The 22,181-nt window shown below is 29.9% G+C and carries 22 protein-coding genes; 14 read left to right on the top strand and 8 right to left on the bottom strand.

What is annotated here, in order from left to right; translation table 11 throughout:
- Nucleotides 1–180: 180 nt before the first annotated feature.
- From PG912_RS12725 to PG912_RS12710, 4 genes are all read right to left on the bottom strand, one after another.
- Complete coding sequence (locus tag PG912_RS12725; RefSeq protein WP_275687829.1) at nt 181–1,134, bottom strand: MBL fold metallo-hydrolase; 954 nt, start codon at nt 1,132–1,134, stop codon at nt 181–183.
- A 105-nt stretch (nt 1,135–1,239) separates the two neighbouring features.
- Nucleotides 1,240–2,205 (bottom strand): helix-turn-helix domain-containing protein, encoded by a 966-nt coding sequence (locus tag PG912_RS12720; protein WP_275687828.1) that lies wholly within the window; start codon nt 2,203–2,205, stop codon nt 1,240–1,242.
- Between the two features lie 194 nt (nt 2,206–2,399).
- Nucleotides 2,400–3,962, bottom strand: coding sequence for an amidohydrolase family protein (locus PG912_RS12715; protein ID WP_275687827.1), 1,563 nt, complete (start codon nt 3,960–3,962; stop codon nt 2,400–2,402).
- A 12-nt stretch (nt 3,963–3,974) separates the two neighbouring features.
- Complete coding sequence (locus PG912_RS12710; protein ID WP_275687826.1) at nt 3,975–5,234, bottom strand: type 1 glutamine amidotransferase domain-containing protein; 1,260 nt, start codon at nt 5,232–5,234, stop codon at nt 3,975–3,977.
- Nucleotides 5,235–5,540: 306 nt separating this feature from the next.
- Here PG912_RS12710 and PG912_RS12705 point away from each other — a divergent pair, with 306 nt between their 5' ends.
- From PG912_RS12705 to PG912_RS12670, 8 genes are all read left to right on the top strand, one after another.
- Entirely contained in the window at nt 5,541–5,789 is a 249-nt protein-coding gene (locus PG912_RS12705) for a Lacal_2735 family protein (RefSeq protein ID WP_275687825.1), read from the top strand.
- A gap of 96 nt (nt 5,790–5,885) precedes the next feature.
- The gene (locus tag PG912_RS12700) at nt 5,886–6,566 is read left to right on the top strand and encodes an alpha/beta fold hydrolase (protein WP_275687824.1); all 681 of its coding nucleotides are present in this window, start codon (nt 5,886–5,888) and stop codon (nt 6,564–6,566) included.
- 71 nt (nt 6,567–6,637) lie between these two features.
- Nucleotides 6,638–7,735 carry a helix-turn-helix domain-containing protein gene (locus PG912_RS12695; protein WP_275687823.1) on the top strand — a complete coding sequence of 366 codons (1,098 nt, stop codon included), beginning with the start codon at nt 6,638–6,640 and terminating at the stop codon, nt 7,733–7,735.
- Between the two features lie 140 nt (nt 7,736–7,875).
- Nucleotides 7,876–10,212, top strand: a complete 2,337-nt coding sequence (locus PG912_RS12690) for a TonB-dependent receptor (RefSeq protein WP_275687822.1) — start codon at nt 7,876–7,878, stop codon at nt 10,210–10,212.
- A 134-nt stretch (nt 10,213–10,346) separates the two neighbouring features.
- Nucleotides 10,347–11,039 (top strand): succinate dehydrogenase cytochrome b subunit, encoded by a 693-nt coding sequence (locus PG912_RS12685; protein ID WP_260587362.1) that lies wholly within the window; start codon nt 10,347–10,349, stop codon nt 11,037–11,039.
- A 12-nt stretch (nt 11,040–11,051) separates the two neighbouring features.
- Nucleotides 11,052–13,064 (top strand): fumarate reductase/succinate dehydrogenase flavoprotein subunit, encoded by a 2,013-nt coding sequence (locus tag PG912_RS12680; RefSeq protein WP_275687821.1) that lies wholly within the window; start codon nt 11,052–11,054, stop codon nt 13,062–13,064.
- 9 nt (nt 13,065–13,073) lie between these two features.
- The gene (locus tag PG912_RS12675) at nt 13,074–13,820 is read left to right on the top strand and encodes a succinate dehydrogenase/fumarate reductase iron-sulfur subunit (RefSeq protein ID WP_275687820.1); all 747 of its coding nucleotides are present in this window, start codon (nt 13,074–13,076) and stop codon (nt 13,818–13,820) included.
- Nucleotides 13,821–13,905: 85 nt separating this feature from the next.
- On the top strand, nt 13,906–14,838 hold the full coding sequence (locus PG912_RS12670) for a M28 family peptidase (protein WP_275687819.1): 933 nt from the start codon (nt 13,906–13,908) through the stop codon (nt 14,836–14,838).
- A 123-nt stretch (nt 14,839–14,961) separates the two neighbouring features.
- Here PG912_RS12670 and PG912_RS12665 read toward each other — a convergent pair whose 3' ends face one another.
- Together PG912_RS12665 and PG912_RS12660 are read right to left on the bottom strand one after the other, a co-directional pair.
- Nucleotides 14,962–15,345 (bottom strand): DUF1573 domain-containing protein, encoded by a 384-nt coding sequence (locus PG912_RS12665; protein WP_275687818.1) that lies wholly within the window; start codon nt 15,343–15,345, stop codon nt 14,962–14,964.
- A 51-nt stretch (nt 15,346–15,396) separates the two neighbouring features.
- Nucleotides 15,397–16,281, bottom strand: a complete 885-nt coding sequence (locus tag PG912_RS12660) for a thioredoxin domain-containing protein (protein WP_275687817.1) — start codon at nt 16,279–16,281, stop codon at nt 15,397–15,399.
- Nucleotides 16,282–16,776: 495 nt separating this feature from the next.
- Here PG912_RS12660 and PG912_RS12655 point away from each other — a divergent pair, with 495 nt between their 5' ends.
- Both PG912_RS12655 and PG912_RS12650 read left to right on the top strand, forming a co-directional pair.
- Entirely contained in the window at nt 16,777–17,436 is a 660-nt protein-coding gene (locus tag PG912_RS12655) for a sensor histidine kinase (RefSeq protein ID WP_275687816.1), read from the top strand.
- A 6-nt stretch (nt 17,437–17,442) separates the two neighbouring features.
- On the top strand, nt 17,443–18,129 hold the full coding sequence (locus PG912_RS12650) for a LytR/AlgR family response regulator transcription factor (protein WP_275687815.1): 687 nt from the start codon (nt 17,443–17,445) through the stop codon (nt 18,127–18,129).
- Here the strand turns inward: PG912_RS12650 and PG912_RS12645 are convergent.
- Together PG912_RS12645 and PG912_RS12640 are read right to left on the bottom strand one after the other, a co-directional pair.
- The gene (locus PG912_RS12645) at nt 18,119–18,733 is read right to left on the bottom strand and encodes an NAD(P)/FAD-dependent oxidoreductase (RefSeq protein WP_275687814.1); all 615 of its coding nucleotides are present in this window, start codon (nt 18,731–18,733) and stop codon (nt 18,119–18,121) included. The two genes, PG912_RS12650 and PG912_RS12645, sit on opposite strands and share 11 nt — an antisense overlap.
- Nucleotides 18,734–19,318: a MarC family protein gene (locus tag PG912_RS12640; protein ID WP_275687813.1), complete on the bottom strand. Its 585-nt coding sequence runs from the start codon at nt 19,316–19,318 to the stop codon at nt 18,734–18,736.
- 110 nt (nt 19,319–19,428) lie between these two features.
- Here PG912_RS12640 and PG912_RS12635 point away from each other — a divergent pair, with 110 nt between their 5' ends.
- The 4 genes from PG912_RS12635 to PG912_RS12620 all read left to right on the top strand — a co-directional run bounded on the left by PG912_RS12635 (nt 19,429) and on the right by PG912_RS12620 (nt 22,174).
- The gene (locus PG912_RS12635; RefSeq protein WP_260587168.1) at nt 19,429–19,998 is read left to right on the top strand and encodes a DUF3109 family protein; all 570 of its coding nucleotides are present in this window, start codon (nt 19,429–19,431) and stop codon (nt 19,996–19,998) included.
- Nucleotides 19,999–20,763: 765 nt separating this feature from the next.
- Nucleotides 20,764–21,045, top strand: a complete 282-nt coding sequence (locus tag PG912_RS12630; RefSeq protein WP_275687812.1) for a hypothetical protein — start codon at nt 20,764–20,766, stop codon at nt 21,043–21,045.
- Nucleotides 21,045–21,485, top strand: coding sequence for a GLPGLI family protein (locus PG912_RS12625; RefSeq protein ID WP_275689058.1), 441 nt, complete (start codon nt 21,045–21,047; stop codon nt 21,483–21,485). Before PG912_RS12630 ends, PG912_RS12625 begins: the two co-directional genes overlap by 1 nt.
- A 17-nt stretch (nt 21,486–21,502) precedes the next feature.
- Nucleotides 21,503–22,174: a GLPGLI family protein gene (locus tag PG912_RS12620; RefSeq protein WP_275687811.1), complete on the top strand. Its 672-nt coding sequence runs from the start codon at nt 21,503–21,505 to the stop codon at nt 22,172–22,174.
- Nucleotides 22,175–22,181 lie beyond the last annotated feature (7 nt).

Raw genomic sequence — 22,181 nt, 5'->3', positions numbered from 1 at the left:
TTAAAAAAGGTTCCAAGAACGTTTTATATCTTGTGATGGTAAGTTGACTACTAAAGAATCCTTAAAAAGGAAATGAGAAAATAATAAATGCTTGGTAAATTCTGCAAAATAATATTTATTATATTTTTTTTAAAACTAGCGTTGGCGATATTTTAAAATTTTTATTAAAATAGAAGTGTTCTACTCCTGAAACTTATACATTAATTTGATATGTCGCTCAATTTCTGAGACAAAATCTTTATACAGGAGTCTATATTTTGATTCCAATTTAACTCTAATATCTAACAAAGTTTCATTAAATTTTTTATCATTTTTATAGTCCTCCTTTACTTGTTTCCAAACGCTTGATAATAAATCTGCATCTCGTTTTACAGACTTAACAGTGGTAGCTTCTCCATGCCCTGTTAAAACAATATTTGGGTTTAACTTTGCAATGGTATAAAGGATTTTAATTAAATTTGGAACATTTCCATGCCCCGTAATAACCGGCATCCAATCTGAACTTAATACATCTCCGCCAAATATGATTTTCTGTTTCGGCAACCACATTAAAATATCTCCTGGAGAATGTCCATCGTTAGAAAAAATGAACTCAACATCTATTCCTCCAAAGTTACGTTTTTCCCCTTGCGTCAACAACAAAGTTGGATATACAAGTTTGGTAGATCCGATTGTACCTTTAGTTACTTTAGTGTAAAATTCTAAAGACGGTTGTCCATGTTTTTTCATTGTTGTCATTGCTTGGTTACTTGCAATAATTTCAACATCTTCATTAATAAACGCAGCATTACCGAACCAATGATCTGCATGACTGTGCGAATTAATCACCCAACGAACAGGTTTGTCGGTTACAGATTTAATAGCCTTTTTAATTTTGTTACCTATTAATTCAGAAGATCCAGTATCAAAAAGTAGCACTCCTTTTTTAGTAATTACAAAGTGACTATTAGAATTCCAACCTTTGTTTCCTGGCGTAGGTAAACCAAATGATGGTGAAACAATGCTATATACATTTTCTGTAATGCGAGTAACCTTAAAATTAGAGGTAGTAGTATGCTTTATAGTTTTTTGGGTTTGCCCGTAACTAATTGCACTCAGACAAATACAAATGATAGATTTAAATAATGTTTTCATCGTTTAAAATTCGCTTTATTATAATTTTATAGTTATTGCGAAACTATCATTATTTAATTAAAAGCAATATGCATTTATTGTTAATAGTTTGTGAATCTTTATAGTCTATTCCTCCTCGTTAAAGAATACTTTTTTATATGAAGATGGTGTTGTTTTTTCAAACTTTTTAAAAGCACTATTAAAAGAAGATAAGCTACTAAAACCTGTGTCAAAAGCTATTGAGGAAATTGTGTATTTTTTACTTTCTGGATTAGAAAGGATTTTTTTAGCATCTTGAATTCGATAATAATTGATGAAATCATTAAAATTCCTTTTCGCATACTGATTAATTACTGAAGAGGTTTTTTGTGTGCTTTGCCCAATCAATTTACTTAATTTCGAAAGTGATAAATCAGATTCTTGGTATAATTTTTCATCAACAATTAATTTGGAAATTTTATTAAATAATTCTGTATTATCATTCTCTTTAAAAGATTCTCCATCAATCTCAGTAGTTTTTAATCGGAATGCTTTATAGCTTAAAAAATAAATGGCTAAAGAATACGTTATAGGATCAATAATATAAGGGACTTCATTATCTAAAACATTAAGTACATATGAAAACCAAATAATAACAAAGCCAATAATCAAGAATTGCAACCAATCAAATATTGCTTTTTGTGATTTAGTTGATTTCTCTTTAAGATAGTTTTTCTTTGCTCTCTTTAGAGTGTTCCACGATAAAAATATATAAAAAGCAAAATGCAGGTAAATAAAGACAAGAACACTACCAAATAAGATTATTGCTGTTTTATTATTGTCATCAAACCATTCCTTTGTTATAAAAAAACTTGAAATAAAAATTAAAAGAAAAGGGATTAATTCGGCAACAAAACTTTTTAACAGCTTAAAACCAGGTTGTATCATTCCTAACACATACCACCTTAATAAGGGATCAATAAAAAGCATAGTTGCTAATCCTGCAACAATAAATATCGGCTCTAAATCATCGCCAAAATTCATCATTACAGACTTCCCTATTCTGAAAGCCATAAAAATTAAAATTAACCCCAATAAAAGGTTGGTTAGCATCTTTTTCTTTTTAAAAAAGCACAAATAAAAAGCAAATAATACACCATGTAAAAGCCCTGCACTACTAACAATAACAAGAAGTATCTCTAGAAAACTCAATAAAATATTTTTATCAAATTTAAGTTTTTTAACCAAAAATAAAGCACAAATCACTAAGGATTTTCACTTTCTATATCAACCAAAAATAAATGTTTTTAATCTGCAAACTGAACTCTAATTAACGGACTACCGATAAGACTTTTAAACGCTTTTACATTGATGTGAAAACTTGATGCAATAGATTCTGTAAACTCTTTTAATTCACGAATCTTTTTAGAATCGTATAAAACACCATTTAACAAGACAGCATTTATCTTCTTTGAGTTCTTTATATTTTCTAACGGATTGTCATTTAGGATAATTAAATCAGCCATTTTTCCTACTTCAATAGAACCGTAACTAGTTTGTAAATTTGCATATTGAGCAGGCACTATTGTTGCAGTTTGCAATGCATCTAAATTAGACAGTCCGCTTTCTGTTAAGTCATATAATTCGTCATGCACACTAAAACCCGCAAACGTATAACTATCGGTTACATCTGTACCTGTCATTATTGGAACTCCAATATCACTTGCTTTTTTCACTTGTATTTTTAAAGCCTTATAAAAGTCTTTGCTTACATTTTTACCTTCAGCCGATACATTTCTTTTTTTATTGTTATTCGCGTCAATTCCCCACCATAACTTCTTTCTTACTTGTGTTACATATTTAAGATTCGGATTGTATAAGAATTGTTCTTTGTGAGCATTCGCCTCGAACTTTAAGGTTTGTAAAGTTGGTGTCCAATACGCATTTTTTTCTTTCATTAATTCCATCAATTGTATTGCTATGCTTTCATCATAGCCTGATGTTATAGATTTTTTTGATTTAGAATAGAACTCTTTCCAGTTATCAGGATTTTTTAAACTGTCGGCTTTCGGAAAAGACTCAAACATAAAAATCCTTCCATGTTCAAAGCTTTTTTGACCAAGGTGTATTGCTTCTTTTAAACTTAAAAACATGGGTTTATGTCCTGCTAAATGTATTCCGTATTTTGGTGCTTCAGCTGCTAATTTCCTATATGAATCTGGTTTTATTTGCTGATACACCTTAATAAAATCAACATTCTCTTTTCTATAAAAATCTAAAATCTTGGGAATATCATTTGTATTTTCTAATCTAAAAAATGATGGAAAACCGCATGGAACAGATGACTTTCCATCTATTTGATAACTACTTTGTAAAACATATCTCGGTGTAATTCTTTTATTATCCAGTAAGTCATTATTCCATTTCAAACGTTCGTTACTACCAACCCAATAACTATCTTTTTTATCTAAAGTTCCAGACATTTCTCTTACACCTGTAACACCATTTGCAATGTACAATGGGTGATGTAACCAAGGAGAATGATGATTAGAATGCGTATGCATATCCCATAACCCTGGAATCATATACTTCCCTTTACCGTTAATTGTAAAAATTGATTTGGCTACTTTTATGATTCCTATTGTATCTATTGACTTAATGAGGTTTCCTTCAATTAACACATCTCTATTTCTTAAGACTTCTCCAGTTCTAACATCAATTATATCTATTGATTTTATTAAGATTTCTGCATTTTTTTTTGGAGCTTCTATTGTTGGCATAGGCCATAAAACGGCAGCTGTAATTATGATTAATAGTATTCCTATAAAAAGGGAAAATCCTTTGAATATTTTTACAAATCTTCTTTTCATCTTAAATTAGTATTAATTTTTTGATACTTTTTTTGCGTAAGAAATTAAACCCAGTAAACCAAAAAAATGTCCCATTCGCACTTCCATCGCAGCAATTATACTATGAGATACAATAAAATCTCTAGCCATTGGCATATTCTCTTGAGATGCCATTGATTTAATTAAAGCTTTCGCTTTTTCAGCCCCTTGGCTTTCATAAACTTGTAATACTTTTACAGCATTTTCTTCAGCAGTAATTCGTCTATATTTTGGTGTGTAACCTAATTGTTTGATCATAGTTTCTGCTAATAACCATGTAGACCAAGGGTTTTGGCCAGTTACCAAGTTTTTATCATGACTAATTTTCTCCAAATACATTCCGCCTTCATTAAATTGTGCTCCTTGAGCAGTCAATTTATCTTGTAAAAGAAAAGGGAATATTGTTTTTGCATCAGGAATTAAAAGCAACTCTTCTTTATTCGTGAAACTACTTATTTTTTTATTCTCTATTAGAGGTCGCCCATTATCTAAAGTTACATTTACCAATGCTGCTGGATCGTGACAAACTGCACCAACAACTTTATCTGATTGATAATAATTACGAATTAAAGATTGGATTGCTTTATTGTTTGGAAAATCGAACATAGCACCTTTTCCTCCAACAAAAAATACGGCTTCATAATCATCAGGAACAACATCATTCATGGCAATTGTATGGCTTGTTTTATATTGCGCAATGGAATCCTTTAAAAATGCATAATCAAATTTTCCCATATCGTCATCATCAATAACTACAGGTGGTTCACCACCTAAAGGGCTTGCAATATCAACCTCAAAACCATTGGCTTCAAATACATAATAAGCTCTTGATAACTCTGTTAATTCATAACCTGTACTTTTCCTGCTGCTTCCCATAGTATTACTACTGGTAACTATTGCTAATATTTTTCCGCGTTTTGGGATAACATTCTTAGATAAGTAAGAAAGATTTTCAAATGAACCTGTTTCTGATACTCTTACTCTTTTTCTCATTTCTTCTCTGGGAAGTAAACTCAAAAACCATATTCCGAAAACAACAAATATTACCAGTAAACTTGTAATTGAAATTAACGTCCATTTTAATTTAGGATATCTTTTTAATTTAAAAATAACTCCAATCGCTATTCCTAAAATTGTTCCAACACCAATACCAATTTTCAAATTATTTGTAACTAAAATTATAACTGTTCCAAGTGCTACTCCTATTGCTGCTCCGAGCGCTATTCCTATTCCGTGTTTTTTTTCTGACTTCATTGTGTTTATTATTATACAACGAATTACTGAAATATTGCCTGCAAAAGCTGAAGAAATGGTAATTCCGTTAGAGTAATTGATGATTTAAGTACCTTAAACACATAAAATCACCTTATGTTTACATAGACAAATTATAAAAAGTATACTTCATTTTGGGTACCCATGTGTACAGTTGATTTATACTTAGACGAGTTATTGAGGTAAAGAACAGTTATTAAAGAGTTCTTTAACAACATAAGCCCTATTAGTTAATTGTAGAATATAATATTTTTACTATCTTTAGTAGAATATATAAATTCATAATTTATGACAACTAGATTTGAAAACGATAAAAGCACCACTAGATTAGAGTTACGTTATAAAAAACTTATTGAAAAATCTTCTAATTTCAAACAAACCAATAGAGACATAAGTAACTTAGCGTCATTAAAAGCAACGCGCTTACTAGAACAGATAAATAAAATAAAGTATGGTGTTGGCACTACACTTAGAATATCTGCTGGTTCTTCACTAAAATTATTGGTTAGTAATTTCAACGAATTGAGACATTTTTAGTGCTTAACTCAATATAAAATTAGGTGTTTTAATTAGTTTGATTTGTTGTTTAATATTGAATGTTAGTTTTAAAGAAAAAAGAGTTCCTAATTTATAATGCAAAAAGTATATTTTATTTCTGGTACGATGTGCACTATTGATTTATGGCAATTCGTTTTTCCTAATTTAAAAAATGTAACACCTGTTCATATTGATATTACTTCTGCAACATCTTTTGATGAAATAAATAAAACAATTCTTTCCAAAATTAATGCCCCTGCTATAATTGTAGGGTTTTCTTTAGGTGGGTTTTCTGCATTAAACTTTGCAGTTCATTATCCCGAAAAGATAAAAAGACTAGTAATTATTGCCGCGAATGTATACGGATTAAATGAAAAGGAAATTCAATTACGAAAAAGCACTATTGATTTTTTAGAAAAACACACCTATAAAGGAATATCAAAACAAAGAATTCAACAATTTTTACACCCTCGTAATCACAAAAACGAAACAATTATATCAGTTATAAAAAAAATGGATACTGATTTAGGTAAATCCGTTTTAATTCGTCAATTAAAAACCACATCTTCTAGGCTAAACATAGCTAAACAAGTTTCTGAACTACATACACCTATAGTATTCATTGCTGCTGAAAACGATCTATTTGCTTCTGCTACAATTTTAAAAGAATTCGCTAATAAAATACACAAAGGAAAGTATCTTTTTATTAAAAATTGTGGACATATGATTCCTCTAGAAAAACCAAAAGAGCTTGCCACCTTGCTAAGTTTAATTTGATTTTCAATTTTTTTCTAATAACTTCGTTATTGCTTACATAAACCATAGAACATAGCTAACAAAAGATATTAATGAGCGGAATAAATTCATTCATACTAATTATTATATACGGTGCTCTAATTTTGCTTTCATTTCTATTAATCATAAATCCATTAAAAGTTAATAAAAAAGCAAATTTATGGTTCGGCGTATTTCTTTTTTTATGGTCTACTTTTTGGCTTGAGGAAATATTTATTCTAACAAGTTTTAATCCACTTAATAATATACCCTTAATACCGCTTCGATTCTTTCAATTTCTAACACCTTTGGTCTTTTATTTTAGCATCGAATATTATTCAAATCCAGATTTTAAATTCAAAAAAAAGGAACTCATATACACTATCTTACCTTTCACATTCCTTATTGGTTTAATTTTTCAAAGTTACAACAAACACAATACCTTAATACCTTCTTTATTAAGTATACTCATTATTATTCAGGCACTATATTTCACTATATATTCTTACATAAAGATTCAACATCACAAAAAGAGTATTCGCTTATTCTCATCTAATACAAACGAAGTAGATCTTAAATGGATAGAGTATATTATTATTGCTATATTTTTACTTAGTATTTTTATCGGGATTTACAATTTAGCTTTTAATGGAGAATATTTAAATGTAATGGCCAATATTGTATCGATACTAATTATATTTTTTGTTGCCTCTAATACACTTAAGCAAAAAGAAATTTTTCTTTTAAATGAAAAAGAAAGGAATCTTATTATTAAAACCGAACAACAACCCACACCCAAAAAAAGGAAAATTATTTCAGATGAAAATTTAGTACTTACCAAATCTAAACTTATTGATGTTATGGAAAATAAAAAACCTTATCTCGATACGGAATTAACGCTGGTAAGCTTAGCTAAATTGATAAAAATTACTCCTCATCAACTTTCATATGTAATTAACGTAGGGTTCAATGAAAATTTCTTTTGGTTCGTTAATAGATACAGAGTTCAAAGAGTAAAAGAACTACTTTTAAACAAAGACTACAACCATATATCTATTCTTGGCATTGCTTATGAATCTGGTTTCAACTCTAAAACTTCATTCAATACTACCTTTAAAAAAATTAGCGCTCAAACACCTTCTGAATTCAAAAAAAGTAGTTCTTCTTTATAAACACGCACCAAAAAAACACATCAACAACTTAAAAAACAACTGATTACAATCGGGTTAAAAATTGGTTCGATTAGATAACTCAGAACATAAAAAACTAGCAGTCGTACTAATTTTATAACTCACATAAATTACGACTCAGAATGCATAAGTATATTTCAGTACCCTTCTTTTTATTTTTATCACTTATTTTAAATGCCCAAAGTTTAACACAAAGTATTAAAGGAAAAATAGTAGACACTTCCTCTCAACAACCAATTCCAGGTGTATCAATAGTACTTCTTAATACAGATCCAGCCATAGGAGTTGTTTCTGATTTTGATGGAGCTTTTACTATTAAAAAAGTTCCCATTGGTCGATATGATTTAGAAATATCTCACATAGGCTATGAAGCAATTATAAAACCAGAGGTTGTTGTTACATCATCTAAAGAGGTTATATTATCAATTGGGCTTACCGAAAACGCCTACTCATTAGATGAGGTAGTCTTAAAACCAAGAGTTGTTAAAGAAAAACCAATTAATAAAATGGCAACAGTTAGTGCTCGAATGCTAAGTGTTGAAGAAGCAAATAGATACGCAGGAGGGTTTGACGACCCTGCTCGCTTAGCCTCTTCTTTTCCGGGTGTTTCTAGTAGCGTTGATAATAACGCTATTGTAATAAGAGGTAATGCTCCAAAATTTTTACAATGGAAAATTGAAGGAATAGAAATACCAAACCCTAATCATTTTGCAAACTTAGGTGTTTTTGGTGGTGGTGGACTAACAGCTTTAAGTAGTAATTTATTAGCAAATTCTGATTTTTACACAGGTGCTTTTCCTGCAGAATACAACAATGCGTTATCTGGTGTTTTTGATATTAGAATGCGAAAAGGGAATAATTCAAAACATGAACACAGTATAGACGTTGGTGCCATTGGAATCGATTTTGCATCAGAAGGTCCTTTAACAAAAAACAATAATTCTTCTTATTTAGTAAATTACAGATATTCTACACTAGCGTTAATGTCATCGCTACTTCCAGAAGATGCTAAAGGAACAAACTACCAAGACTTGTCTTTTAAATTAAACTTTCACACCAGAAAATCTGGTAAATTTTCTGTTTGGGGAATTGGTTTACTAGATAAATCGGGAAGTTCACCAAAAACTAAAGTAAATGAACGTAACTATTATACTGATATTGAAAAACAAAAAGCAAAACAATACATGGGTGCGTTTGGAATAAATCATAAAATGGTATTTAAAAACTTGGCTTATTTAAATACGACTTTAGCAGTATCTACAAATGGTCTAAACTTAAAAACCGATAGACTTGACAATGCATCAATATTACAACCAAAAAACAAAATAGATAATAGTAATTATAATATTACTTTTAAATCTTTCCTTAATAAAAAATTTAGCTCAAAACACACAAACAAAACAGGTGTTACCATAAGAGGCTTAGGTTATAATATAGATTTAAAAGAAACTGATGATAGCACAAATAATCTAAAATCCATAGTTTCAGAAAATGGTTTTACCTCTTTAGCCTCTGCCTATACAAACTCTTCTTTTTCCTTAAAAAAATGGAAAATAAACGCTGGTATAAATACGCAATTATTTACGTTAAATAATAATTTTACAATTGAACCTCGCCTTGGTTTAAGTTATCAATTAAACGAAAATAATAAATTAAGTTTTGGTTACGGACTACACAGTAGAATTGAAGCCTTGAATATCTATTTTGCAAATACAATAAACTCAACCTCTTTACAAGCTAACAAGGACTTAGATTTTTCAAAAGCACATCATTTTGTATTGGCATACGATTGGAACATTACAGAAAAGTTACATTTAAAAATCGAACCATATTATCAACATCTCTATAACATTCCTATTATTAAGAATAGTACTACTTCACTTTTAAACTTGCAAAGTGACTGGTTTATTAATAATGCTTACATTAATTCAGGAAAAGGAAAGAATTACGGGCTAGATTTAACGCTAGAACAATACATTAACAATGGTTTTTATTATTTAATATCTGGTTCTGTTTTTAATTCTAAATACAAAACAGATTCTGAAAAATGGTACAATACTCGCTACAATAAAAACTACTTATTTAATGCTTTGGTTGGTAAAGAGTTTAGAATCGGAAAGCATAAACAAAATTTACTTGGTGTAAATTTTAAATTAAGTTATCAAGGTGGTGATAGACATTCTATTATTGATAATGCCGCTTCTTTAGATAAAAAAGATGCCATTTACAATGAAACAACACCATTTACTGAACAAACTAGCGCTGGATTCATATCACATTTTACTGTTAATTATGAATGGTACAAAAAGAAAACAACACAAAGACTATCGCTAAAAATTCTTAATGCAACAAACTTTAAAGAATACCAAGGATATCGTTATAATCTTAAAAGTAATAAAGTAGAAGAACACAGAGAAGCGTTGATGATTCCAAATATCAGTTATAAAATATCATTTTAAATTAATTAATAAAAACTAAAAAAGAATAAAACTATTTAAACCCATTCTAAATATTTAATAAAACAATTCGCAAAATTTGTGCAAGTAGTACGTACCCCTTAAATTTGTGTTATATATTTAATATAACAAACAAAATAATGGGATTATTAAAATCTTCTATTGGAAGAAAATTTGCCATGGCACTTTCGGCGTTCTTCTTGATGTTCTTTTTATTACAACATTTTGCAATAAACATCACCTCAATTTTTCCTGACAACGGAGCAACATTTAACAAGTTATCTCATTTTATGGGAACCAACCCGTTAATTCAATATGTTATGCAACCAGTCTTGATTATTGGTGTAGTGTTTCACTTTGTAATGGGATTCATCTTAGAATTAAAAAATAACAGTGCTCGTAAAATTAGTTATGCGAAAAATAACGGTGCAGCAAATTCTACTTGGATGAGTAGAAATATGATTTGGTCTGGTATCGCAATCTTAGCATTTGTAGTATTACACTTTATTGATTTCTGGTTTCCAGAATTAAACACCAAATTTATTCAAGGAGATATGTCTGGTCTTATCGACCCTAATGTTGCTGATAGCGGACTTAGATACTTTGAAGAATTACAACACAAATTTGTAAACCCTATTAGAGTAGGAGCTTATATCTTAGCATTTGTATTTTTATCGATGCATTTATTACACGGTTTTACTTCAGCTTTCCAATCGGTTGGAGCAAATAACAAATACACTAAAGGATTGAAAACATTTTGTAAAGTGTATGCAATTGGTATTCCTGTAGGATTTATCATCATTGCTTTATTTCATCATTTCAATCATTAATACGAAACAAGTATGGCTTTAGATTCAAAAATACCAAAAGGTCCATTAAAAGATAAATGGACAGATTATAAAAATCATATCGATTTAGTAAATCCGGCTAACAAACGTAACATTGATGTTATTGTAGTTGGTACAGGTTTAGCAGGTGGTTCTGCTTCAGCAACTTTGGCTGAATTAGGCTACAACGTAAAAGCATTTGCTTATCAAGATTCTCCTCGTAGAGCGCATTCAATTGCAGCACAAGGAGGAATTAATGCAGCAAAAAATTACCAAGGTGATGGAGATTCTTTTTACCGTTTATTTTACGATACTGTAAAAGGAGGAGATTACCGTTCTCGTGAAGCAAACGTACACCGTTTGGCAGAAGTTTCGGCAAATATTATTGATCAATGTGTAGCGCAAGGAGTTCCTTTTGCACGTGATTATGGTGGTTTGTTAGATAACCGTTCATTTGGTGGAGTATTAGTTTCTCGTACTTTTTATGCAAAAGGACAAACGGGTCAACAATTATTATTAGGTGCTTATTCTGCAATGAACCGTCAAATTGCTCGTGGTAAGATTGAAATGTTCAATCGTCATGAAATGTTAGATGTTGTTTTAGTTGATGGAAAAGCTCGTGGAATCATTGCTCGTAACTTAGTTACTGGTGAAATTGAACGCCATTCTGCACATGCTGTTGTAATTGCTACTGGTGGATACGGAAATGTATATTTCTTATCAACCAACGCAATGGGATCAAACGCAACTGCAGCTTGGAAGATTCATAAAAAAGGAGCATTTTTCGCAAACCCTTGTTATACACAAATTCACCCAACTTGTATTCCTCGTTCAGGTGATTATCAATCAAAGTTAACGTTAATGTCTGAATCATTACGTAACGATGGTCGTATTTGGGTTCCTAAAAACATGGAAGATGTATTGGCTATTAGAGAAGGTCGTAAAAAACCAACTCAATTAACCGAAGATGAAAGAGATTATTATTTAGAAAGAAGATACCCTGCATTTGGTAACTTAGTACCTCGTGATGTTGCCTCTCGTGCAGCAAAAGAACGTTGTGATGCTGGTTACGGTGTAAATGCTACTGGTGAAGCTGTTTATTTAGATTTTAAATCGGCAATTGACCGTTACGGAAAAGAACAAGCTAAATTACAGCATATTACAAATCCTTCGGATGCAAAAGTATACGAATTAGGACAAGCGATTGTTGAAGCTAAATATGGAAACTTATTCCAGATGTACGAGAAGATTGTAGATGAAAATCCATATGAAACTCCAATGATGATTTACCCTGCAACCCACTATACAATGGGTGGTGTTTGGGTTGATTATAACTTAATGACAACCGTTGACGGATTGTATTGTATTGGTGAAGCAAACTTCTCTGATCACGGTGCTAACCGTTTAGGAGCTTCTGCTTTAATGCAAGGTTTGGCTGATGGTTATTTCGTGTTACCTTATACTATTGGAGATTATTTATCTGATGATATCCGTACCGGAAAAATATCAACAGATTCAGAAGAGTTTGAACAAGCTGAAAAAGAAGTTAAAGAACGTGTAGATTTCTTTATCAACAATAAAGGAGAACATTCAGTAGATTATTACCACAAAAAATTAGGAAAAATTATGTGGGAAAAATGTGGAATGGCTCGTAACGAACAAGGTTTAAAAGAAGCAATGGCAGAAATTAAAGCTTTACGTGAAGATTTCTGGAAAAACGTAACAGTTCCTGGAGATGCTAACGAAATGAACCCTGAATTAGAGAAAGCTGGTCGTGTGGCTGATTTCTTAGAATTAGGAGAATTGTTTGCAAAAGATGCTTTAAATAGAAACGAATCTTGTGGTGGTCACTTTAGAGAAGAATCTGTTGAATTAGACGGATTACAAAAAGGAGAGGCAAAACGTAACGATAGTGATTATGCTTACGTTGCTGCATGGGAATATAAAGGAGAACCTGCAGAGGCAGTTTTACACAAAGAAGAATTAGAGTTTAACGATATTGAACTAAAACAACGTTCATACAAATAAGAAGATATTATGAATTTAACACTTAAAGTTTGGCGTCAGAAAAACGCAAGTGATAAGGGAAAGATGGTCGATTACCAAGTAACCGATATTTCTGAGCATATGTCTTTCTTAGAAATGATGGATGTACTTAACGAGCAAATAATCAACAAAGGTGATGAGCCTGTTGCTTTTGATCATGATTGTCGTGAAGGTATTTGCGGTATGTGCTCAATGTATATCAATGGTGAAGCACATGGTCCTGATAGAGGTGTAACTACCTGTCAATTACACATGCGTATGTTTAAAGATGGTGATACCATTACGATCGAGCCATTTAGAGCAGCTGCATTTCCTGTAATTAAAGATTTAGTTGTTGATAGAAGTTCTTTTGAACGTATTCAGCAATCTGGTGGATATATTTCTGTAAACACTTCAGGAAATACCCAAGATGCAAATTCAATTCCAATTCCTAAAAAAGATGCCGACGACGCAATGGATGCAGCAACTTGTATTGGTTGTGGTGCTTGTGTTGCAACTTGTAAAAACTCATCGGCAATGTTATTTGTTGGAGCTAAAGTAAGTCAATATGCATTATTACCACAAGGACAAGTTGAAGCTACAGATCGTGTTTTAAACATGGTAGCTCAAATGGATGCTGAAGGTTTTGGTAACTGTACAAATACAGGAGCTTGTGAAGTTGAATGCCCGAAAGGAATTTCATTAGAAAACATTGCTCGTATGAATACCGAGTTTATGAAAGCTAGTTTAAAAGGATAAACCCTTTTTTATATAAAATTAAAAATCCCGAGTTTTCACTCGGGATTTTTTTGTTTAATTTAGCATTGAATTTATTTCAACAATTATGAAAAAAGCCCAATTTTTAATTATAGGTATTTTAGTTGTATTTGTAGTTTCTTGTAAGTCAGAAAGTCAAGGAGAAACCCTTTCTACACCTACTATAAAACATGAATTTACAACCGATTTAATATTAAATGATATTAAAGTTTTGTCTTCAGATGAATTTGAAGGTAGGAAAACAGCTACTCAAGGAGCAAAAAAAACCCAAGATTATATAAAAGAACGCTTCGAAAACTTAAATGTGTTACCGCTTCTTGAAGATTTCGAGCAAACTTTTACTTTCGATGGAGGAACAAGTTATGAAGCTGTTAATATTTTAGGCCTTATAAATGGTACTGAGCATACGGAAAAATACATTATATTATCTGCACATTACGATCATTTAGGTACAGTAAACGGTGAAATTTTTAATGGTGCTGATGATAATGCTTCGGGAGTTGCCACCTTATTTGCATTTGCTGAGTATTTTAAAAACAATCCTCCTAAACATAATGTTATTTTAGCTTCTTTTGATGCAGAAGAGCTAGGTTTAAAGGGTGCTTACTACTATGCCGATAATCCTGTAATTGATTTAGATAAAATAGTTTTAAATTTAAATTTTGATATGATTTCCAGAAGTGATAGTAAAGAATTATTCGCAGTAGGAACTCGTTATTCTCCAGTATTAAAAGAAACAATCTCTTCATTTGATAATATAGGAGAAGTTAAACTACTCATAGGACATGAAGGTTTAGATAATTCAGAAAATTGGACAAACTCTAGCGATCATGCAGCGTTTTATAAAAAAGACATTCCATTTATATATTTTGGTGTACCAGATCACCAAGATTATCATAAATCTACCGATGTTTATGAAAACATAGATCAACAATTTACATTAGATGCAGTACAAACTTTAATAACCGTTTTCACTAAATTAGATGCTAAGCAGTTGTAATTTTAGCAATCTATTATTTCACTTAGTAAAAGGTAAATTAAAATTATTAGATTTATTTTAAGATCATACTATAAGTTCATCAAAACAAGATAAAAAAATCCCGAGTTTTCACTCGGGATTTTTTTATTTGGAAGCAATTGCATTTTTTCCTGCAACAAACCCTTTAATTTTTACTCGTGTTCTTTTTATTTTTGCATTTGATATGATGGTAAACATTTTTGAAAACCCGCCTATTCTATTAGTATCATAAGTAACCTCTATACTCCCATTTTTACCTGGCATAATTGGCTTTTCTGGTTTCTTTGGCACAGCACAACCACAAGTGGATACAACTTGTTTTATAATTAAAGGAGCGTTGCCAGTATTAGTAAACTCAAAAACTCGTTTCTTTTCTGATCCTTGTGTTATTTTTCCATAATCTATGGTAGTATTTACAAATTTAAATTCTTGTGCGTTGGCAGCCATTGTTACTAAACAAACAGCGATTAATGTTAAAATTGATTTCATCTATTTTGGATTTTAGTGTTATATTCTTATCTCTAAATTTCATGCATGAAATTAGATTACTTTTTTAATCTTTTCAATCATTGATAGCGCATTGACGTCATTTGGTTTTAATTGTAAAACCTTATTATAATTCTTTAATGACTGCTCATAATTTTTAATAGTAAAATAAGCTTCTCCCAAACTATCGAAAACACTGTATTTGTATGGATACATTTTAGTGTTTAGTTGAAAAACAAACAATGCTTTTTCTGTGTTTTTAGATCTAAGTAATTTATAGCCATATGTATTTAATTCTCTACTTCCTTTAGTAAATTCAGAAAATGAAATCACTACGTTATTTTCATCTTTTTGTAGCTCTTTTATGGTTTTTACTTTCATTAAAGCGTGTAATCGCTCAACAACAATATAATTAGGTGTGTAATTTTTACCGTTAATAATAGTAAGTATATCACGTTCGAAATCTTGTTTTGGTGATTCAACAATTCTACCAATTTCTTTATCATTTTTATAAAAAATAAAAGTAGGAACACGGTGAATATTTAATCCTTTTTCTTCACCATTTGGTGATGCTTTATAAGCTTCTGGTTTTTTATCAACAGCAATCATCGACAACTTATTAGTATTAAAACCAACTTCATCTATTACTTTATAAAATTTCGGAATTTCTCTTTTACTATCGCCACACCAGCTTCCGTAAAAAGCTTTAATTGTATAATTTGAAAGAGATTTTTTTAATTGACGAACTACTTTATCGTTCGTTAAATATTGATTGTAATTTTCTTGAAACCAAGAAAAATCATCAATATTAAAAGCATTTTTATCAGTTTTACCTAATAACATCAATGTGCCTTTACTGTCTTTTGTTGTGCTATTAATCTGTTGTCCGAAAGCAACATTAATAATTAACAAGAATAGTATTATAGTTGATTTTTTCATTTCTTTAAGTTTTACTCAAAAGTCTTTATTTCTTACATCTAAAAAAAATCAGAAGTATATACATCTAAAAAAAGGGTATCAACTGCAATAGCGCATTAAAAAGCGGCAGTATGTACTTTGTAAATAACCTTTGGTACCTATAATTTTGTCGAATGGCTTAATTTTAGTTACTTACAATCAACTATGATCAAACTAAATAGAAAGCACAGCGCAGAGCTCTTAATACACGTACTTTTTTGGGTGTTATTTGTATTTGTATCACTATTTGTTTTTACACCTTATTACTGGGCTGAAAATCCGTTTTTACAGTATTTTTTCATCCTTGTTGTTATCGTTTATGTAAACAATCAAATTTTGTTACCTTTTTTCGTGAAAAAGAAATGGTATCTATTCTATAGCCTCATTTTTATACTCATCTCGTTTTTAGCAACACAACTGTATTGTTATGTTTTTGCGCGCTGCGGATGTTCGATTATGAAATGTTTAAGTGATTATTTGTGGCAGACTTTAACACCACTTTTGTTTTTCTCTTTTATATGGATGTTATTTCGATACATAGATCAATCAGAAAAAGTATTGAAAATAGAGCAGGAAAGAACTGAAATGGAATTAAAATTCTTAAAATCACAGATAAATCCGCATGTATTATTTAACAATCTAAATACAATTTATTCGTATGCGATTGAGAAACCAGACAAAGCACCTGATTTGATTTTAAAATTGTCAGACAACTTAAAACATGTGCTGTACGAAAGCAATGCTGAAAAGGTAAATCTTGAGAAAGAAATTAAGTTTATAGACAATTACATCGCTTTTCATAAAATTAGAACAGAAGGAATCAAACAAATTAATTACCAAACCTCAACAGATAATGCACGTTATGAAATAGCACCGTTATTGTTAATAACCATTATAGAAAATGCTTTTAAGCACAGTATTTTTAATAGTGTTATTGATATAAATATTAAGGCTGAAGAAAATAAACTAACCTGTAGTTGCGAAAATCATTACAATGAAAAATCTATACAAAGCACAGCTGCAATTGGCCTAGATAATCTTAAAAAACGTTTAGATTTATTATACAAAAATAAGTATAAATTAAGTATTAATGATACTGGTGTTTTTAAGGTGTTGCTAGTTGTAAACTTAAATTAATTAGGTATGAATTGTATTATTATAGAAGACGAGCTTCCGGCACAAAATATTGTGAAGAGTTATATACGTAAAATTCCGGATTTAGAATTAATAGCTGCTTTTCAAACAGCAATTAGTGCGAATGAGTTTTTAAAAAGCAATACAGTTGATATTATTTTTTTAGATATTAATTTACCTGATATATCAGGATTAGATTTTATAAAAACAATTAAAAATCCACCGAAAATAATTATTACAACTGCCTATCCTGATTATGCAGTATCTAGTTTTGAATTAGATACAATTGTAGATTATTTAGTAAAACCTTTTTCTTTTGATCGCTTTTTAAAAGCAGTAACAAAAGCTGAAAATCAAGTAAGCAATATAAAAGTTAAGGATAGGGAAGTTATATACTTAAATATAGATAAAACCATCCATAAAGTATATTTAGAAGAGATATTGTATTTAGAATCTGATAGAAATTATGTTACTTTTTTTACTATTGATAGAAAACTAACAATTATAGATTCTTTAAAAAATTGGAAAGATACTTTAGACGCCCGTTTATTTTTACAAATTCACAAGTCGTATGTTGTAAATTTAAAAAAGATAGAGAAGTTTACAGGAACTAACTTATTTATTAAAAACAAAATTCTGCCTATTGGCAGAACTTATAAAAAAGAACTATTGATTAGCTTAAAAGCTAACCAATAGTTCTTTTATCATGTACTTTGGTTGGAATGTTATTATTCCATTCGGTTAATATATCAGTAGCTACACTCGCTCCGCTACCGGCTGCAATTGCAAATTGACTTCGCCAACCGGCTAAAGTTCCACAAACATATAAACCTTTTTTAATTACGTGATTAAAATTGCGTAATTGTATTCTGTCTTTCATCACATTAGCCCTCATATGTGGCTCTATATATTGCTCTAATCCAGCAATTTCAAACGGCTTAGCGTAATTTAATGCTATAACAACCGATGTGCTATAATATTCGTTTTTATTGGTGATTATTTTATAGCCTTTGTCAGCATCTAAAACGGTAATAACTTTTTCGTTTTCAATTTGAGATACTTGAGGATATTGATTTTTTAATTGTTCTTTTCCTTGAGTTAAAATATCACTTCCTAAAGTAGCTTCAGGTAAACCTAAAACATTATTAAATAAGGCATCTTGTAAATGAGAAGCACGTTGGTGCATTAAAATACCAATTTTTTTATCTTTAGCATACTCTTTTTTATGAGCAGAACCTAAAACCAATGCACATTGCATACCCGAAACTCCACCGCCAATAATTAAGCAATCAAAAACCATTTATGCTAATAAAACTTTTATGTTTTCTGCAAATAACCTTACAGCTATGGCTAATAAGATAACTCCAAAAATCTTTCTGATAATTTTAATTCCGTTATTACCAATAAATTTTTCAATTTTTGGAGATGTTTTTAATACTATATATATAACTATTACATTTAGTAAAACAGCAATAATTATATTTGTTATATGAAACTCTGCACGTAAAGAAAGTAATGTTGTTAAACTACCAGGATCTGCAATTAATGGAAATGCAAGCGGAAAAACAGTTGCGGTTAATGTTTCTTCATCGTCATCATCTTTATATAAAGTGATTCCTAAAATCATTTCTAAAGCAATAAAAAATAAAATAAACGAACCCGCAACAGCAAAAGAATGCACGTCAACACCAATTACACTTAATAATTGTTTTCCTACAAATAGAAATAAAATCATAATAAAACCAGCAATAACAGATGCTTTCTCAGACTGTATATGTCCAACTTTTTTACGTAAGTCAATAATAATAGGAATATTTCCAATAATATCAATCACCGCAAACAATACCATAAAGGCAGTAAAAATTTCTTTGAAGTTAAAATTCATAATATTTTGTTTTTCAGCTGCAAAATTATACAAGTAATGTTACAATCTAGTATTTTTGCATCTAAATTTTATGTGAAGTTATTGTTAACTTCCAACTTTAAATATATTTTATGTTTCAATTAGGAAAAACCATCGTTTCAGAAGACCTTATCGATAAGGATTTTGTTTGTAATTTATCAGCCTGTAAAGGAGCTTGTTGTATTGATGGAGATGCTGGTGCGCCATTAGAAAAGGAGGAAACAAAAATTTTAGAAGAGATATATCCTAAAATTAAACCTTTTCTTCGTAAGGAAGGTATTGAGGCAATTGAAAAACAGGGCGTATGGATTACTAGTGATTTTGGAGAATTAGAAACGCCATTAATTAATGATGCAGATTGTGCCTATGTTATTTTTGATGATAAAAACACTGCATTATGTGCTATTGAAGAAGCTTACAACCAGGGGATTGTAGATTGGAAAAAGCCTGTTTCTTGTCACTTATACCCAGTTAGGGTTAAAGATTACAGTGAGTTTTCGGCTGTTAACTACGACAAATGGGAAATTTGCGATGATGCTTGTTCTTTAGGAAAAGAATTACAGGTACCTGTTTACAAATTTGTAAAGCAAGCACTGGTTAGAAAATTTGGACAAAATTGGTATGATGAATTAGAACAAGTAGCAGAAAAAAGAAATAGCTAAACATAGCTTTAACAGCGGAGTAAATATTTATTTTATAATCAAGCCTGCACTTTTTAATTGCAGGCTTCCTTGTGTTATTTAGTAGTATAAAGTTTAAAAACAAACAAAAAAATTAAATATGTTTAATTGTTTGTTTTTAACATGAAATCAATAAACTTTAGTAAACACGCTATAAGTCAGTAGTTAGGGAATTTTTTAGTGTTTTATTGATAAAAATCAGGGTTAACTCTAAAGCGGAATAGGGTTAACTCTTAAAGCATTACCCTTTTTTAAATAATTAAGTATTATGTTTGAGATGTAATAAAATAGTTAATCACTTTTTATTATTTGCTAGCTAGTAAAAAGAAGAAGGATGTTTATAAATTGCGCGCATTTTTCTTTTTAATTTTTTAACGTTAAAACTGTCTTATTTGTAAAAATAAGCTTCTTTGTATATAAAGAAGCCGTAAAAATTAATTAACAAATTCAATTTTTTAAAAAAATAAAAAGTAATTTTAATGGTAGCAATGGTATTTGCTTCAAGTGGTTTAGTGAATGCGAATTCGAGTTAGGATAATAAAAAGGCATGTGAGGAATTAGAACAGTTAATTGAATGTGATTTGTACATGGAATGACAGGAAGTCTTTATATAGGAATAACTGTAGCGATTGCCACTGAAGAAACATGTCTTAAAAGAGAAGAAGAGTTAGAGTATATTGGATAAATACTGATTAATTAAATAACCATCAGGTATAATAATGCTTGATGGTTATCAAAAAATTAAATATGAAACATAGTATTATAACATTAATGATGTTTTTTTTAAGCTGTATAAATATTGGTGCTCAAAATACATTAAAAGGGAAGGTTTTATACAAATATAGCGTTAATGATAAAGATATAGGTAAAACCAAAAACCAAGCAGTTTTAAATAAATTTAAAAATAGCCTAAAGAAAAGTAGCGATAAAATTAGTTATCAATTACTTTTTAATAATAATGAGTCATCTTATAAAATAGTTAAATATCTAGTTTCTGAGAATGATTTTTTTTTACTTATGCAGCTTTAATAACAGGTGGGGCTGAAGAGTTTTATTTAAATAAAGAGCGTAAAGAAAGGTTAAAGAAAGTTGAATTCATTGGAGAAAAATTTATTGTGAAAAGTATGGTTAACGATAAGTGGATTTTAACCCAAACAACCAAAAATATTGGAGATTATACTTGTTATAAAGCGATATTAGATCAAACAAATAAACAGCAAAAAAATAAAATAAAATTACCCGAAATAACAGCATGGTATTGTCCAAAAACACCATTAATGTTTGGCCATAAAGGATATGGAAATTTACCTGGTTTAATTTTAGCACTTCGTATTGGTCCTATAAATTATGTAGCGTCCAAAATAGAACTTAATTCTATGGAAGAAATTGTAATAAAGAAACCAAAAGAAGGAAATTTGATAACCGAAGAAGAATTTAATAATCTTCTAGTTAAAATAGATAAGAGATAAGAAAATAACCTTTACTTATGATTAAAAAAGCACTCTTAACTTTATTTATAGCCATCATTACCATACCACTCTTTAGTCAAAAAAACAGTGGTGCTGTTTTGTACAAAGTAGTTTCAAAAAAAGAAGTAAACTATAAAAAAATAATTAAAAAAGGGAGGTTAACTTCTTTTTTTAAAGGTAGTGCAGCGTTTGAATTAGTATTTAAAGAGGATAAATCACTGTATAAAAGAAAGGTTAAGTTTAATAAAGAAGACGAAAGAGAAAAAATTAATTTTTTTGAAATTGTTGGTGGTAGTGATGGTGTTTTTTACAATGAAAAAGAAAAAACCATAAAGTCAGTTAATGAATATGATGAAGATTTTTTAGTAACATATGTACCAAAACAATGGCAAATTACACAAGAGCATAAAAAAATAGGGGGTTATGTATGTTACAAGGCGATTTCTAAAAATAATAGGGTAGTATGGTTTACACCTAACATACCTTTAAGTTTTGGCTTTAAAGACCTTAACGGATTACCAGGTTTAATTTTAGAAGTAGAAATAGGCAAAATAAGTATTGTAGCATCTGAAATTGTATTTAAAGAAATTTCTGATAAGCAAATTAAAAAACCAACAAAAGGAACACCTATAACTGAAAAAGAATATTCAAAAAAATTAAAAGAAATAGCCAAAAGTATAGGGTTTTAATATAAAA

Origin of the sequence: Tenacibaculum retecalamus, from assembly GCF_027941755.1 — a bacterium.
GTDB classification, from domain to species: Bacteria; Bacteroidota; Bacteroidia; order Flavobacteriales; family Flavobacteriaceae; genus Polaribacter; species Polaribacter haliotis_B.
Note: the sequence above shows the minus strand (reverse complement) of the source record. Positions and strands in the feature narration are given on the sequence as shown.